At 70.4% G+C, this 14,920-nt stretch carries 12 protein-coding genes; 11 read left to right on the top strand and 1 reads right to left on the bottom strand.

Going from position 1 to position 14,920, the window contains the following annotated elements; translation table 11 throughout:
- Positions 1–54: 54 nt before the first annotated feature.
- Entirely contained in the window at positions 55–912 is an 858-nt protein-coding gene (gene fdhD / locus AOK08_RS30765) for a formate dehydrogenase accessory sulfurtransferase FdhD (RefSeq protein WP_055532159.1), read from the bottom strand.
- A 317-nt stretch (positions 913–1,229) separates the two neighbouring features.
- Between fdhD and AOK08_RS30770 the strand changes: the two genes are divergently transcribed.
- The 11 genes from AOK08_RS30770 to AOK08_RS47745 form a co-directional block, all read left to right on the top strand.
- Entirely contained in the window at positions 1,230–2,564 is a 1,335-nt protein-coding gene (locus tag AOK08_RS30770; RefSeq protein ID WP_055532161.1) for an OFA family MFS transporter, read from the top strand.
- Positions 2,539–2,688 carry an MFS transporter small subunit gene (locus AOK08_RS48960; protein ID WP_422125786.1) on the top strand — a complete coding sequence of 50 codons (150 nt, stop codon included), beginning with the start codon at positions 2,539–2,541 and terminating at the stop codon, positions 2,686–2,688. Before AOK08_RS30770 ends, AOK08_RS48960 begins: the two co-directional genes overlap by 26 nt.
- A 139-nt stretch (positions 2,689–2,827) precedes the next feature.
- Positions 2,828–3,781 (top strand): beta-ketoacyl-ACP synthase III, encoded by a 954-nt coding sequence (locus AOK08_RS30775; protein ID WP_055532163.1) that lies wholly within the window; start codon positions 2,828–2,830, stop codon positions 3,779–3,781.
- Positions 3,782–4,017: 236 nt separating this feature from the next.
- Positions 4,018–5,199 (top strand): ROK family transcriptional regulator, encoded by a 1,182-nt coding sequence (locus AOK08_RS30780; protein ID WP_055532165.1) that lies wholly within the window; start codon positions 4,018–4,020, stop codon positions 5,197–5,199.
- A 190-nt stretch (positions 5,200–5,389) separates the two neighbouring features.
- On the top strand, positions 5,390–7,051 hold the full coding sequence (locus AOK08_RS30785; protein WP_241827155.1) for a sugar ABC transporter ATP-binding protein: 1,662 nt from the start codon (positions 5,390–5,392) through the stop codon (positions 7,049–7,051).
- Positions 7,048–8,067 carry an ABC transporter permease gene (locus AOK08_RS30790; RefSeq protein ID WP_055532167.1) on the top strand — a complete coding sequence of 340 codons (1,020 nt, stop codon included), beginning with the start codon at positions 7,048–7,050 and terminating at the stop codon, positions 8,065–8,067. The genes AOK08_RS30785 and AOK08_RS30790 overlap by 4 nt, the downstream gene beginning before the upstream one ends.
- A 17-nt stretch (positions 8,068–8,084) precedes the next feature.
- Positions 8,085–9,128, top strand: a complete 1,044-nt coding sequence (locus AOK08_RS30795; RefSeq protein ID WP_055532169.1) for a substrate-binding domain-containing protein — start codon at positions 8,085–8,087, stop codon at positions 9,126–9,128.
- A gap of 192 nt (positions 9,129–9,320) precedes the next feature.
- Positions 9,321–10,568 (top strand): Gfo/Idh/MocA family protein, encoded by a 1,248-nt coding sequence (locus AOK08_RS30800; protein WP_055532171.1) that lies wholly within the window; start codon positions 9,321–9,323, stop codon positions 10,566–10,568.
- 15 nt (positions 10,569–10,583) lie between these two features.
- Positions 10,584–11,588, top strand: a complete 1,005-nt coding sequence (locus tag AOK08_RS30805; protein ID WP_055532173.1) for a sugar phosphate isomerase/epimerase family protein — start codon at positions 10,584–10,586, stop codon at positions 11,586–11,588.
- A 98-nt stretch (positions 11,589–11,686) separates the two neighbouring features.
- On the top strand, positions 11,687–14,239 hold the full coding sequence (locus tag AOK08_RS30810) for a PQQ-dependent sugar dehydrogenase (RefSeq protein ID WP_055532174.1): 2,553 nt from the start codon (positions 11,687–11,689) through the stop codon (positions 14,237–14,239).
- A 12-nt stretch (positions 14,240–14,251) separates the two neighbouring features.
- Positions 14,252–14,920: ThuA domain-containing protein (locus AOK08_RS47745; protein WP_422125787.1), on the top strand; the 669-nt coding region annotated here is incomplete at its 3' end.

Consider the following 14,920-nt stretch of genomic DNA (forward strand, 5'->3'; position numbering starts at 1 on the left):
GTGGGCAGCCGGGCCTGGGAGACGGGCAGGCGGGCAGGTGGGCGGGCAGGCCCGTCAGCTCTGGGTGGCCGTGGCCCGCAGGGCGATTCGGTCCTCGCCCGCGTACACGTTCATGTTGGCGCCCCGGAGGAAGCCCACCAGGGTCAGCCCCGACTCGGCCGCCAGGTCGACGGCGAGCGACGAGGGCGCCGAGACGGCCGCCAGCACGGGAATCCCGGCCATGACCGCCTTCTGCGCCAGCTCGAACGACGCCCGGCCGGAGACCAGCAGGATCACTCGGGACAGGGGCAGGTCGCCGTTCTGCAGCGCCCGGCCGACCAGCTTGTCGACCGCGTTGTGCCGGCCCACGTCCTCCCGGATGTCGAGCAGCTCGCCCTCCTCCGTGAACAGGGCCGCCGCGTGCAGGCCCCCGGTCCGGTCGAACACCCGCTGGGCCGCGCGGAGCCGGTCGGGGAGGGCCGCGAGCAGTTCGGGTGTGACCCGGAGGGGGGGAGCGTCGGCGCCGTCGTCGATGGCCCAGCGCGCCGTCGTGCGGACCGCGTCGAGGCTCGCCTTGCCGCACAGGCCGCACGAGGACGTCGTGTACACGTTCCGCTCCAGCGTGATGTCGGGCAGCACCACTTCCGGGGCCGTCCGTACGTCCACCACGTTGTACGTGTTCGAGCCCTCCGCCGTGGCGCCCGCGCAGTACACGATGTTCTGGAGCTCGCGCCGCTCGGCGAGCACGCCCTCGCTCACCAGGAAGCCGGCGGCGAGCGCGAAGTCGTCGCCCGGCGTCCGCATGGTGATGGCGATCGGCTTGCCGTTCAGCCGGATCTCCATGGGTTCCTCGGCGACGAGGGTGTCCGGCCGGGTGGAGATCGCCCCGTCCCGGATCCGGATCACCTTGCGTCGTTCCGTGACTCGTCCCATGTCGTGATCAGCCCCGGTTCTGTGCGTGCTGGCAGATGGCCTTCTCGTCCTCATTGTCCTGCACGCGCGAGGTGGCACCTCGGTCCACGGGGCTGTGCTGCCGGAAGGGGACGGGTAGGTGACATATTGTCTACAGTATGGCGATTGCGGTCGGCAAGGGGCCCCGTGCGGGGCCCGGACACCCGGGACACCCGGGATACCGTTCGTCCGGTCCGAACGACCGTTCGGCGCAGCCAGGACACCGTTCACCGCATACGGGCGGCGAGTCCGACCGGCCGCCTTCCCAACCGGGCGGCCGGTTCCTATCGTCCGGGATCATGAGTCCCCCCATCGCACCCCCCGGCTGGAGCCGCTGGCTCGTACCGCCGGCCGCGCTCTCGGTCCACCTCTCCATCGGCCAGGCCTACGCCTGGAGCGTCTTCAAGCCGCCGCTCGAATCCGCGCTCGGCCTCAGCGGCACGCAGAGCGCGCTGCCCTTCCAGCTCGGCATCGTCATGCTCGGCCTGTCCGCCGCGTTCGGCGGCACCCTCGTCGAGCGCAACGGGCCGCGCTGGGCCATGACCGTCGCCCTGGTCTGTTTCTCCTCCGGCTTCCTGCTCGCCTCGCTCGGCGCCGCCACCGAGCAGTACTGGCTGATCGTCCTCGGCTACGGCTTCGTCGGCGGCATCGGGCTCGGCATCGGCTACATCTCGCCCGTCTCCACCCTGATCAAGTGGTTCCCGGACCGGCCCGGCATGGCCACCGGCATCGCGATCATGGGATTCGGCGGCGGCGCGCTCATCGCCTCGCCCTGGTCGGCGCAGATGCTGGAGTCGTTCGGCTCCGACAGCTCCGGGATCGCGCTCGCCTTCCTCGTGCACGGACTGACGTACGCCGTGTTCATGTCGCTCGGGGTGCTCCTCGTACGGGTGCCGCGCGGCGGGAAACCCGTCGGCGGCGGAGCGAGCGGGCCGAGCGGCCTCACGGGCGTCCAGGTCTCCGCGCGCGACGCCGTGCGGACCCCGCAGTTCTGGTGCCTGTGGGTGATTCTCTGCATGAACGTGACCGCCGGCATCGGCATCCTGGAGAAGGCCGCGCCGATGATCAAGGACTTCTTCGCGGACAGCTCCACACCCGTCTCGGTGTCGGCGGCGGCCGGCTTCGTCGCGCTGCTGTCGGCGGCCAACATGGCGGGCCGGATCGGCTGGTCGTCCACCTCCGACCTGATCGGCCGCAAGAACATCTACCGCGTCTATCTCGGCGTCGGCGCGCTGATGTACGCCTCGATCGCCTGGTTCGGGGACTCCTCCAAGCCGCTGTTCATCCTCTGCGCCCTGGTGATCCTCTCCTTCTACGGCGGCGGCTTCGCCACCGTTCCCGCCTATCTGAAGGACCTCTTCGGGACCTACCAGGTCGGCGCGATCCACGGGCGGCTGCTCACCGCGTGGTCCACGGCCGGTGTCCTCGGCCCGCTGATCGTCAACTGGATCGCCGACCGGCAGGAGGAGGCCGGTAAACACGGCTCCGCGCTCTACGGACTGTCCTTCTACATCATGATCGGACTGCTCGCCGTCGGCTTCGTCGCCAACGAACTCGTACGCCCCGTCGACCCCCGCCACCATCTCCCCGTACCGAAGGAGCCCGCCGATGTCCAGCGAGAACCCTCCGTCTGAGGCCGCGGGCCCGCTGCCCGACCGCCGGCCCCTGATCGCGTTCGCCTGGCTGTGGGTGGGAGCGCCGCTCTGCTACGGCCTCTACGAGCTCGTGCGGAAGGTGACACAATTGTTCACAGGGTAGTTGTTCGCGAACCGCGGGGTCTGATAGAAGCCGACAACCCTGCCGCGTTAATCCTGTGGCATCGCGTGCCGCCATACTGGTGAGTCACTGATCAGACTGGTGGATCCCGCTACCGAAAAGCAGCAAGGGGGACCCACACATGAACGGCTCGCGCATCGCCGCCGTCGGTCACTACCAGCCCGCCAAGGTGCTCACCAACGAGGATCTGGCGGGTCTGGTCGACACCAGCGACGAGTGGATCACAAGCCGGGTGGGCATCCGTACGCGCCACATCGCCGGTCCCGACGAACCCGTCGACGAGCTGGCCGCGCACGCCGCCGCCAAGGCACTGGCGGCGGCGGGCCTGGCCGCGAGCGACATCGACCTCGTCATCGTCGCGACCTCGACCGCCGTCGACCGCTCCCCGAACATGGCCGCCCGGGTCGCCCACCGGCTCGCCATGCCCTCGCCGGCCACGATGGACCTCAATGTCGTGTGCGCCGGTTTCACCCACGCCCTGGCCACGGCCGACCACGCCGTACGGGCCGGGGGCTCGACCCGTGCCCTCGTCATCGGCGCCGACAAGATGTCCGCGGTGACGGACTGGACCGACCGCACGACCTGCGTCCTCGTCGGGGACGGCGCGGGCGCGGCCGTCGTCGAGGCCTGTCCGGCGCAGGAGACGGGACCCGCCGGTATCGGGCCCGTCATGTGGGGCTCGGTGCCCGAGATGGGACACGCGGTACGGATCGAGGGCACCCCCTCGGTGTTCGCCCAGGAGGGGCAGAGCGTCTACCGCTGGGCCACCACCCAGCTGCCGCGCATCGCCCGCCAGGCCTGCGAGCGCGCGGGACTGACCCCCGAGGAACTCGCCGGCGTCGTCCTGCACCAGGCCAACCTGCGCATCATCGAACCGCTGGCGGCGAAGATCGGCGCCGTGAACGCCGTCGTGGCCCGCGATGTCGTCGAGTCCGGCAACACCTCGGCCGCCAGCATTCCGCTCGCCTTCTCCAAGCTGGTCGAACGCGGCGAGATCTCCACCGGTGACCCGGTCCTGCTGTTCGGCTTCGGCGGCAACCTCTCGTACGCCGGCCAGGTCGTCCGCTGCCCGTGAGCGGAGCGGGCCCCGGGGGCCCGCGATGAACGGGTGGGCCGTCCAGGGCCCACCCGAGACGCCCTCAGAGGCGTCTTTTTCTTTGTCCTCTCAGTGGCGGAAGTCCGCCCCAATCCGTGCACGACTTCTTCCCAGCCCCGGCAGCGGCTGCTACGTTCCACTCGAAAGTCCGGCGAAGCAGCCGCGAGGAGTGGCCGGTCGGTGCCTGATCAGGCGGGGAGGGGCTTGTGAGACGTATGACCGCTCGACCCGCGAACGCCCACCAGGCCCGGCTGCTACGCCTGTTGCGTGACGGCGGACCCAACTCCCGGGCCCAGCTGGGCGATCAGGTCGACCTGTCACGGTCCAAGCTGGCCGTGGAGGTGGACCGGCTCCTGGAGACGGGCCTGGTCGTGGCCGACGGACTCGCCGCATCGCGCGGCGGCCGGCGCTCCCACAACATCCGGCTCGCCCCCGCCCTGCGCTTCCTCGGCGTGGACATCGGCGCGACCTCGATCGACATCGCGGTCACCAACGCCGAACTGGAAGTGCTGGGACATCTCAACCAGCCCATGGACGTCCGTGCGGGCCCGGTCGCGGTCTTCGAGCAAGTCCTGTCCATGGCGGCCAAGTTGAGAGGCTCCGGGCTCGCGGCGGGATTCGACGGCGCCGGCATCGGCGTCCCCGGCCCGGTCCGCTTCCCCGAGGGCGTACCGGTCGCCCCGCCGATCATGCCCGGCTGGGACGGCTTCCCCGTCCGGGAGGCACTCAGCCAGGAACTGGGCTGCCCGGTGATGGTCGACAACGACGTGAACCTGATGGCGATGGGGGAGCAGCACGCGGGCGTCGCCCGTTCCGTCAGCGACTTCCTCTGCGTCAAGATCGGCACCGGAATCGGCTGCGGCATCGTCGTCGGCGGCGAGGTCCACCGAGGGGTGACGGGCAGCGCCGGCGACATCGGCCACATCCAGGCGGTGCCCGACGGCCGCCCCTGCGCCTGCGGCAACCGGGGCTGCCTGGAGGCCCACTTCAGCGGCGCCGCTCTGGCCCGTGACGCCAAAGAGGCGGCCCAGCAAGGACGTTCGGCGGAACTCGCGGCCCGGTGGGAGGCGAGCGGTGCCCTGAGCGCGGTCGACGTGGCCGCCGCCGCTGCCGCCGGGGACGCCACCTCGCTCGACCTGATCCGCGAGGGCGGCAACCGCACCGGCCAGGTCATCGCCGGTCTCGTCAGCTTCTTCAACCCGGGCCTGGTGGTGATCGGCGGCGGGGTGACCGGCCTCGGCCACACCCTGCTCGCCGCGATCCGTACCCAGGTCTACCGCCAGTCGCTGCCCCTGGCGACCGGCAACCTGCCCATCGTGCTGGGGGAGTTGGGCCCCACCGCCGGAGTCATCGGCGCGGCCCGCCTCATCAGCGACCACCTGTTCTCACCCGCGTAGGACACCTCGCACCCACGGCTCACCGGCTCGTGGTGACGCCTCACCCGTACAGCGCCCCGCTCCGCCCTGCTCTGTCCTGATCAACGACGCCTGCTCGACAACGCCTGCTCGACAACGTCTGCCCGGCGACACCTGCCGGGCAGGCGATCCACCCTGCAACCGGCCCGCACGCCCGCCAAGGGGAACCGTCATGGCACCAGAACCACCGCTGCTCAGCATGACCGGCATCACCAAGTCGTTCCCCGGAGTCCGGGCCCTCGACGGCGTCGACCTCGACGTCCAGGCCGGTGAAGTGCACTGTCTGCTCGGCCAGAACGGGGCCGGGAAATCCACGCTCATCAAGGTCCTGGCCGGCGCCCACCAGCCCGACGACGGCCGCCTGAGCTGGCGCGGCGAGCAGGTCACCCCGCGCTCGCCCATCGCCGCCATGCGCCTCGGCATCGCCACCATCTACCAGGAACTCGACCTGGTGGAACACCTGTCGGTCGCCGAGAACGTCCACCTCGGCCATGAACCCACGGCCGCCGGATTCGTCGTACGCGGAAAGGCGGCGAAGTCCTCAACTGCCGTGCTGCTGAAACGACTCGGCCATCCTGAGATCGAACCCGGGCGCCTGGTCGGGGAGTTACCGGCGGCGCAGCGGCAGATCGTTTCGATGGCGCGGGCGCTCTCCCACGACGTACGGCTGATCGTCATGGACGAGCCGTCCGCCGCGCTCGACCCGGAGGAGGTCGACAACCTCTTCCGCATCGTCGGCGACCTGACCGCCGACGGGGTCGCCGTCGTCTACATCTCGCACCGGCTGGAGGAGATCCGCCGTATCGGCGACCGGGTGACCGTCCTCAAGGACGGCCGGGCGGTGGCCGGCGGACTCCCCGCGAAGTCCACCCCGACCCGCGAGATCGTCGCCCTGATGACCGGACGCAACGTCGAGTACGTCTTCCCGGAGCGCCCGGCGACACCGAGGGACGCGGGCGCCGCGCCCGTGCTCGAAGTCCAAGGACTGGCCAGAGAGGGCGAGTTCGCGCCCGTCGACCTCTCCGTCCGGCCCGGTGAGATCGTCGGCCTGGCCGGTCTTGTCGGGTCCGGGCGCTCGGAGATCCTGGAGACGATCTACGGCGCCCGCAAACCGACGGCAGGTCAAGTCCGCGTCGACGGAGCGGTGTTGAGGCCCGGCAGCGTACGGGCCGCGGTCCGCGCCGGACTCGGGCTCGCCCCCGAGGAACGCAAGGCACAGGCCCTGCTGATGCTGGAGTCCGTCACCCGCAATGTGTCGGTCTCCTCCATGTCCCGCTTCGCACGCGGGGGTTGGATCGACCGGGCCGCCGAACTGGGCGCCGCCCGTGCCGCCACCCGCGAGCTGTCGCTACGGCCCGACAACCCCTCGGCGTCTGTCCGCACCCTCTCCGGCGGCAACCAGCAGAAAGCCGTGCTCGCCCGCTGGCTGCTGCGCGGCTGCCGGGTCCTGCTGCTCGACGAACCCACCCGGGGTGTCGACGTCGGCGCCCGCGCCGAGCTGTACGCGGTGATCCGCCGCCTCGCCGACGAGGGCCTCGCCGTCCTGCTGGTCTCCAGCGAGGTGCCCGAGGTGCTCGGCCTCGCCGACCGCGTCCTGGTGATGCGCGAGGGCCGGGTCGTCCACACGGCACCCGCCCGGGAACTCGACGAACACCGTGTGCTCGACCTCGTGATGGAAGGAGCCACCGTGGCCAGCGCAAGTCCTGCGGCCGACAGCCCCCCGACGCGGACAATCGGCGGTCCGGCAGCCGGTAAGCCCGCAGCCAGTAACCCCGTAGCCAGTAACCCCGTAGCCGGTAAGCCCGCAGCCGGTGAAAGGGGCCCGGCGTCATGACGCAGCCCGTGTCCCCGCCGCGCGACAGCACCGATCAGGCCCCGCCGGCCGGTCAACTCCCGTCCTGGCGAACCAAGGTGGCCCGCGCCGACATCCGCACCCTCTCCCTCCTCGGTGTCCTCGCCGCGCTGATCGCCGTCGGCGGCATCACCAAGCCCGACGAGTTCCTCGACACGCGCAACCTTCAACTCGTCCTCACCCAGGCCTCGGTGATCGGCGTCGTCACCGTCGGCATGACCTTCGTCATCATGTCGGGCGGCATCGATCTGTCGGTCGGCGCGATCGTCGCCCTCTCCTCGGTGTGGGCGACCACCGTCGCCACCCAGGAGTACGGCTTCGCGGGCATCCTCTTCACCGCGGTGCTCGTCGGAGTGGCCTGCGGACTCGTCAACGGGCTGCTCATCGCGTACGGCGGGATGGTCCCGTTCATCGCCACGCTCGCGATGCTGGCCTCGGCGCGCGGACTCGCCCTCCAGATCACCGACGGCGCGACCCAGATCGTCACGATCGACAGCGTCCTCGACCTCGGCGAGCGCGACGCGTACGTCCTCGGCATCCCGTCGCTGGTGCTGGTCTTCGCGGTAGTGACGGTCATCGGCTGGCTCGTCCTGAACCGCACCACCTTCGGCCGCCGCACGGTCGCGGTGGGCGGCAACGCCGAGGCGGCCCGCCTCGCCGGCATCGACGTACGCCGCCAGCGCCTCTACCTCTACCTCCTGTCCGGGCTGTGCTGCGGCATCGCCGCATTCCTGCTGATCATCCTGTCCGGCTCCGGCCAGAACACCAACGGCAACCTGTACGAACTGGACGCCATCGCCGCCGCGATCATCGGCGGCACCCTGCTCAGCGGGGGTCGCGGCACCATCGTCGGCTCCGTGCTGGGCGTCCTGATCTTCACCACGATCACCAATATCTTCGCCCTGAACAACCTCCAGAGCGATGTGCAGCAGATCGCCAAGGGCGCGATCATCGTCGCCGCCGTGCTCGTCCAGCGCCGCACCGCAAGCACGACCTGACGGAAGGGTTCACCGCCATGCCAGAGCCGACGCCTGTCACCAGCCGCAGAGGACTGCTCCTCGGGACCGCCGCCGGGGCGGGAATCCTGCTCACCGGTTGCACCAGCAACGATCCCGCCGGCGAACCCGCGGCGGACAACCGGCCGGCCGTCGCCGACACCCCCGGCAAGGCCGTCACCATCGGCTTCGCCGGACCCCAGGCCGACCACGGCTGGCTCAACGCGATCAACGACAACGCCAAGAGCCGGGCGAAGAAGTACTCCGACGTCACACTGGAGATCACCGAGGGCTCCAACGACACCGCCGCGCAGATCGGCCAGATCGAGACGCTGATCAACAAGAAGGTCGACGTCCTGGTGATCCTGCCCGCCGACGGCAAGGCGCTCACCCAGGTCGGCCTGAAGGCGATGCGCGCCGGCATCCCGGTCGTCAACCTGGACCGGATCTTCAACACCCCGCAGGCGTACCGCTGTTGGATAGGCGGCGACAACTACGGCATGGGCCTCAACGCCGGTCACTACATCGGCGGCAAGCTCAAGGACGTGAGCGACGCCAAGGTCATCGAACTCGCGGGCCTCGACAACCTGGAACTGACCAAGCAGCGCACGCAGGGCTTCGACGACGCCCTGAAGAACTACCCGAACATCAGGAAGGTCGCCCGCCAGGCCGCCGAGTTCACGGTCGAGTCCGGACAGGCCAAGATGGCCCAACTCCTCCAGGCACAGCCCAAGTTCGACGCCCTGTGGAACCACGACGACGACCAGGGAGTGGGCGCGCTGCGGGCGATCGAACAGGCCGGCCGCGACGACTTCCTGATGGTCGGCGGCGCCGGCGCCCTGGCCGCCTTCCAGGCCATCAAGCAGGACAACGGCGTGCTGAAGGCGACGGTGCTCTACCCGCCCACGATGGCCGCCTCGGCGATCGACCTGGCCCGCGCCCTGGCCCAGGCCAAGGGCGTCAGCGGCCTCGCCGAATTCGAGATCCCGTCATCCATCACGCTCTACTCGGCGGTCGTCGACAAGACCAACGTCGACCAGTACATGCCGACCGGCTTCAAGTAGAGGGAGCGGTGGCCAGGGCCTGGGGCTGACTACGGGCGTGCGCTCAGCCGCGCCCCAAAGGCGCGCGGGGGCTGCCTCTCAGACGTGCGGCTCACCCGCGCCCTATAGGGGCGCGGGGAACTGCGCGACCAGCCACGACGCACCCGCAGACGACCTACTAGATCACCCCCCCAGCACGAGGAGGACACTCGTATGTCACAGCCGCAGGCAGACGCCGAGTCCGACAAGCCGGTCCTGGGCGTCGGCATGATCGGATACGCGTTCATGGGCGCAGCCCACTCCCAAGGCTGGCGCACCGCCCCCCGTGTCTTCGACCTCCCCCTACGCCCGACGCTGGCCGCCATCTGCGGCCGAAACCCCCGCGCCGTCCAAGCGGCAGCGACCAAGCACGGCTGGGCCGCGGCCGAAACCGACTGGCGCGCCCTGATCGAACGGGACGACGTCGACCTCGTCGACATCTGCACCCCCGGCGACAGCCACGCCGACATCGCCCTCGCCGCCCTCGCCGCCGGCAAGCACGTACTGTGCGAGAAGCCCCTCGCGAACACCGTCGAGGAAGCCATGGCCATGACGGCGGCGGCCGAAGAGGCCCAGCGACGCGGCCAGTTGGCGATGGTCGGCTTCAACTACCGCCGCCTGCCCGCCACCGCGCTCGCCCGTGCCATGGTCACGGAAGGCAGGCTCGGCACCCTGCGGCACGTGCGGGTGACGTACCTTCAGGACTGGCTGGTGGACCCGGAGTTCCCGCTCACCTGGCGGCTGCGCAAGGAGACGGCAGGGTCCGGCGCGCTCGGGGACCTGGGCGCCCACATCGTCGACCTCGCCCAGTACCTCGTGGGCGAACCCCTCGCCGGGGTCTCCGCCCTCACCGAGACCTTCGTACGGCAACGCCCGCTGCCCGACGGCCCGACCAGCGGCCTGAGCGCCGCCGCGTCCCACGGCACCGGCCAGGTCACCGTGGACGACGCGGCCGTCTTCACCGGCCGGTTCCCCTCGGGCGCCCTCGCCTCCTTCGAGGCCACCCGGTACGCGACCGGCCGCAAGAACGCCCTGCACATCGAACTCAACGGCGAGCGGGGCTCGTTGGCCTTCGACCTGGAGCGCCTCAACGAGCTCGCCTACCACGACGGCACCGAACCGGGCACGCACGCGGGCTTCCGCCGCATCCTCGTCACCGAACCCGACCACCCGTACATGGATGCCTGGTGGCCACCGGGCCACGGCCTCGGCTACGAGCACTCCTTCGTCCACCAGGCCCGCGACCTCGTCCTCGCGATCGCCGAGGGCAGCCGGCCCCACCCCTCCTTCGCGGAGGGCCTCCAGGTGCAACGCGTCCTGGCGGCGGTCGAGGAGAGCGCGGAGAAGAACTCGCTCTACACACCCGTAGCGGCTTCCTCCGACGCCGCTTCACCTGTACCGGCCGCACGCCTGTCGGTCTGAGGAGGCTCGACGAGAATGCCGCGCGAATTCACGCTCTTCACCGGCCAGTGGGCCGACCTGCCCCTCGAAGAGGTCTGCCGCCTCGCCCGTGACTTCGGCTACGACGGGCTCGAACTCGCCTGCTGGGGCGACCACTTCGAGGTCGACAAAGCCCTCGCCGACCCCACCTATGTGGACTCCCGGCGAGAACTCCTCGACAAGTACGGCCTCAAGTGCCGGGCGATCTCCAACCACCTGGTCGGCCAGGCCGTCTGCGACGCCATCATCGACGAACGCCACCAGGCGATCCTGCCCGCCCGTATCTGGGGCGACGGCGACGCGGAGGGCGTACGGCGGCGGGCGGCGGCCGAGATCGCCGACACCGCCCGCGCCGCCGCCGCCTTCGGCGTCGACACCGTCATCGGCTTCACCGGCTCCGCGATCTGGCACCTGGTCGCGATGTTCCCGCCCGCCCCCGAGTCGATGATCGACCGCGGCTACCAGGACTTCGCCGACCGCTGGAACCCGATCCTCGACGTCTTCGACGCCCAGGGCGTGCGGTTCGCCCACGAGGTCCATCCCAGCGAGATCGCCTACGACTACTGGACAACCCAGCGCGCCCTGGCGGCAGTTGACCACCGGCCGGCCTTCGGCCTGAACTTCGACCCCTCGCACTTCGTGTGGCAGGACCTCGACCCGGTCGGCTTCCTGTGGGACTTCCGCGACCGGATCTACCACGTCGACTGCAAGGAGGCCCGCAAGCGGCTCGACGGCCGCAACGGCCGCCTCGGCTCGCATCTGCCCTGGGGCGATCCGCGCCGCGGCTGGGACTTCGTGTCGGCCGGTCACGGTGACGTCCCCTGGGAGGACGTCTTCCGCATGCTGCGCTCCATCGACTACCGGGGACCCGTCTCCGTGGAGTGGGAGGACGCCGGCATGGACCGGCTCCAGGGCGCCCCCGAGGCACTGACCCGCCTCAAGGCGTACGACTTCGACCCGCCGTCGGCCTCGTTCGACGCGGCGTTCGGCAGCAACGACTGAGCCGGCGACGGCTGAACAGCCTCTGACTGTTCCGGGGTGACGGCGCACCCCGGCGTATCGCACCCGCATGTACCACGAGCTCCGTTCTGGAGGCATTCGTGCACGCGAAAGTCGGCACCACCCGCACCGGCAGAACCACCAGCACCACCCGCACCGGACGAGCCGGCAGATCCGGGCGTCGCAGACGGCACCCGGGGTTCCGCAAGGCGCTCGCCCTGTTCACGGGCGCGCTGCTCGCCGGAGCGTCCCTGACCCTGGTCGCACCGCAGGCAGGCGCAGCCGTCACCGACCCGGCCGCCGCCCCCGTGCCGGCCGCCGCCGAGGACTTCCAGCAGGTCACCCTCGCCAAGGGCGAACCGGAGGTCGGCGAGCCCATGTCCCTCGCCGTCCTCCCCGACCGCTCGGTCCTGCACACCTCGCGCGACGGCGAACTCCGCATCACCGACGCCGCCGGGAACACCCGCCTGTCCGGCAAGCTCGACGTCTACTCCCACGACGAAGAGGGCCTCCAAGGCATCGGTGTGGACCCGCAGTTCAGCAGCAACCGCTTCATCTACCTTTATTACGCACCCCCGTTGAACACCCCGGCGGGCGACGCCCCCGAGACGGGCACCGCGGCCGACTTCGCGCCCTTCGACGGCGTCAACCGGCTCTCCCGGTTCGTCCTGGGCACCGACGGCACCCTCGACAAGGCCAGCGAGAGGAAGATCCTCGACGTCCCCGCCTCACGCGGCCTGTGCTGCCATGTCGGCGGCGACATCGACTTCGACGCGGCGGGCAACCTGTACCTGTCGACGGGCGACGACACCAACCCCTTCCAGTCCGACGGCTTCACCCCCATCGACGAGCGCCCCAACCGCAACCCGGCCTTCGACGCCCAGCGTTCGGCCGGCAACACCAACGACCTGCGCGGCAAGATCCTGCGAATCAAGGTCGACGCGGACGGCTCGTACTCCGTCCCCGACGGCAACCTCTTCGCGCCCGGCACGGACAGGACCCGTCCCGAGATCTACGCGATGGGCCTGCGCAACCCGTTCCGCTTCAGCGTCGACAAGGCGACCGGAATCCTCTACGTCGGCGAGTACGGTCCCGACGCGGGCGCCGCCGACCCGGCCCGTGGCCCGGCCGGCCAGGTCGAGTTCGCCCGCGTCACCGCCCCCGGCAACTTCGGCTGGCCGTACTGCACCGGCGCCAACGACCCCTACGTGGACTACGACTTCGGGACCAAGGCATCGGGCGCCGCCTTCGACTGCGACGCCCCGAGGAACACCTCGCCCAACAACACCGGCCTGACCGACCTTCCCCCGGCGCAGGCCGCCTGGATCCCGTACAACGGCGCCTCCGTACCGGAGTTCGGCGACGGATCCGAGTCACCGATGGGCGGCCCGGTCTACCACTACGACGCCTCCCTCGACTCCCCGGTCAAGTTCCCGGAGGCGTACGACGGCGACTTCTTCGCGGGCGAGTTCGGCCGCCGCTGGATCAAGCGGATCACCAGCGACGCCAACGGGACCGTCCAGTCCATCAAGGACATTCCGTGGACCGGCACCCAGGTGATGGACATGGCCTTCGGGCCGGACGGCGCCCTGTACGTCCTCGACTACGGCATCTCGTGGTTCGGCGGTGACGAGCACTCCGCCCTGTACCGCATCGAGAACGCCACCGACGGCCACTCCCCGGTCGCGCAGGCCGCCGCGAACGTCACCTCCGGGCAGGCCCCGCTGAAGGTGAGGTTCTCCTCGGTCGGCACCACCGACCAGGACGGCGACACCCTCACCTACGACTGGGACTTCGGCGACGGCACCACGGCGAGCGGCTCGGCGAATCCCACCCACAAGTACCGGAAGAACGGCACGTACACGGCGACGGTCACCGCCAAGGACCCCACCGGCCGCACCGGCGGCGCCAGCGTCCAGGTCGTGGTCGGCAACACCGCGCCCAAGGTGGTCCTCCGACTCCCGCAGGACGGGCAGCTGTTCGCGTTCGGCGACGCGATCCCGTTCAAGGTGAGGGTCACCGACCGCGAGGACGGCCGGACCATCGACTGTGCCAAGGTCGAGGTCACCTTCATCCTCGGGCACGACAGCCACGGCCACCCGCAGACCTCGGCGAACGGCTGCTCCGGCACCATCCGGACCAGCGCCGACGGCGGCCACGACCCGGACGCCAACATCTTCGGGGTGTTCGACGCCCAGTACACCGACCTCGGCGGCGGCGGGCAGGCACCCCTGACCACCCACGACCAGAACGTCGTCCAGCCCAACCACCGCCAGGCCGAGCACTTCAACAACTCCTCCGGCACGGCGGTGAGTTCACGGGAGACGGCCCACGGCGGCAGGACGGTCGGCGACATCGACAACGGCGACTGGATCGCCTTCACGCCGTACGCCCTGAGCAATGCCAAGTCGCTCACCGCGCGCGTCGCCTCGGCCGGCGCGGGCGGCAGGCTGGAAGTCCGCGCGGGTTCCCCGACCGGCAAGGTGCTGGGCCGTACGACCGTACCGGCGACCGGCGGCCTGGACACCTACCAGGACGTCACCGCCGGACTGTCTCACGCCCCGAGGGGCACGACCACGCTCTACCTGGTCTTCGAGGGAGCCGCCACAGGCGACCTCTACGAGGTGGACGACTTCGTCCTCACCACGGGCTGAGGGGAGTACGCCATGCGATCAACAAGCCGAACCGCCACCGCTGTTGTGAGTACCGCACTACTCTTCGCGGGCATGTCCACCACAGCCGCTTCCACGCCCCCGCCATGGCACGCCGACCGCGTGCTGGTCTTCTCCAAGACGGCTGCCTTCCGGCACGACTCCATCCCCGACGGCATCACGGCACTCAAGGAACTCGGCGCGGACGCCGGCTTCGAGGTCGACGCGACGGAGGACGCGACGGCCTTCACCCCGGCGAACCTCCGCCGATACGCGGCCGTCGTCTTCCTCTCCACGACCGGCGATGTACTGACAGACCCTCAACAGGCCGCTTTCGAAAGCTACATCCACCACGGCGGCGGCTATATGGGCATCCACTCGGCGGCCGACACCGAGTACGACTGGGCGTTCTACGGCGGTCTCGTCGGCGCCTACTTCCAGGGGCACCCGGCGATCCAGCCCGCCCGGACGGTCGTGGAGGACCGCGCCCACCCGGCGACCGCCACCCTGGGCGCGGACTGGAACCGTGTCGACGAGTGGTACAACTACCGCTCCAATCCCCGGAGTTCGGTGCATGTCCTGGCATCCCTCGACGAGTCCTCGTACACCGGCGGCACGATGAACGGCGACCATCCCATCGCCTGGTGCCAGAACTACGCGGGCGGACGCTCCTTCTACACCGGC

The sequence above is a fragment of the Streptomyces graminilatus genome (assembly GCF_001418565.1).
Classification (GTDB): domain Bacteria; phylum Actinomycetota; class Actinomycetes; order Streptomycetales; family Streptomycetaceae; genus Streptomyces; species Streptomyces graminilatus.

What these genes read in the sequence shown, in the direction of transcription:
- fdhD (WP_055532159.1), bottom strand. Translation starts at nt 912, where the DNA reads ATGGGACGAGTCACGGAACGACGCAAGGTGATCCGGATCCGGGACGGG.
- AOK08_RS30770 (WP_055532161.1), top strand. Translation starts at nt 1,230, where the DNA reads ATGAGTCCCCCCATCGCACCCCCCGGCTGGAGCCGCTGGCTCGTACCG.
- AOK08_RS48960 (WP_422125786.1), top strand. Translation starts at nt 2,539, where the DNA reads ATGTCCAGCGAGAACCCTCCGTCTGAGGCCGCGGGCCCGCTGCCCGAC.
- AOK08_RS30775 (WP_055532163.1), top strand. Translation starts at nt 2,828, where the DNA reads ATGAACGGCTCGCGCATCGCCGCCGTCGGTCACTACCAGCCCGCCAAG.
- AOK08_RS30780 (WP_055532165.1), top strand. Translation starts at nt 4,018, where the DNA reads ATGACCGCTCGACCCGCGAACGCCCACCAGGCCCGGCTGCTACGCCTG.
- AOK08_RS30785 (WP_241827155.1), top strand. Translation starts at nt 5,390, where the DNA reads ATGGCACCAGAACCACCGCTGCTCAGCATGACCGGCATCACCAAGTCG.
- AOK08_RS30790 (WP_055532167.1), top strand. Translation starts at nt 7,048, where the DNA reads ATGACGCAGCCCGTGTCCCCGCCGCGCGACAGCACCGATCAGGCCCCG.
- AOK08_RS30795 (WP_055532169.1), top strand. Translation starts at nt 8,085, where the DNA reads ATGCCAGAGCCGACGCCTGTCACCAGCCGCAGAGGACTGCTCCTCGGG.
- AOK08_RS30800 (WP_055532171.1), top strand. Translation starts at nt 9,321, where the DNA reads ATGTCACAGCCGCAGGCAGACGCCGAGTCCGACAAGCCGGTCCTGGGC.
- AOK08_RS30805 (WP_055532173.1), top strand. Translation starts at nt 10,584, where the DNA reads ATGCCGCGCGAATTCACGCTCTTCACCGGCCAGTGGGCCGACCTGCCC.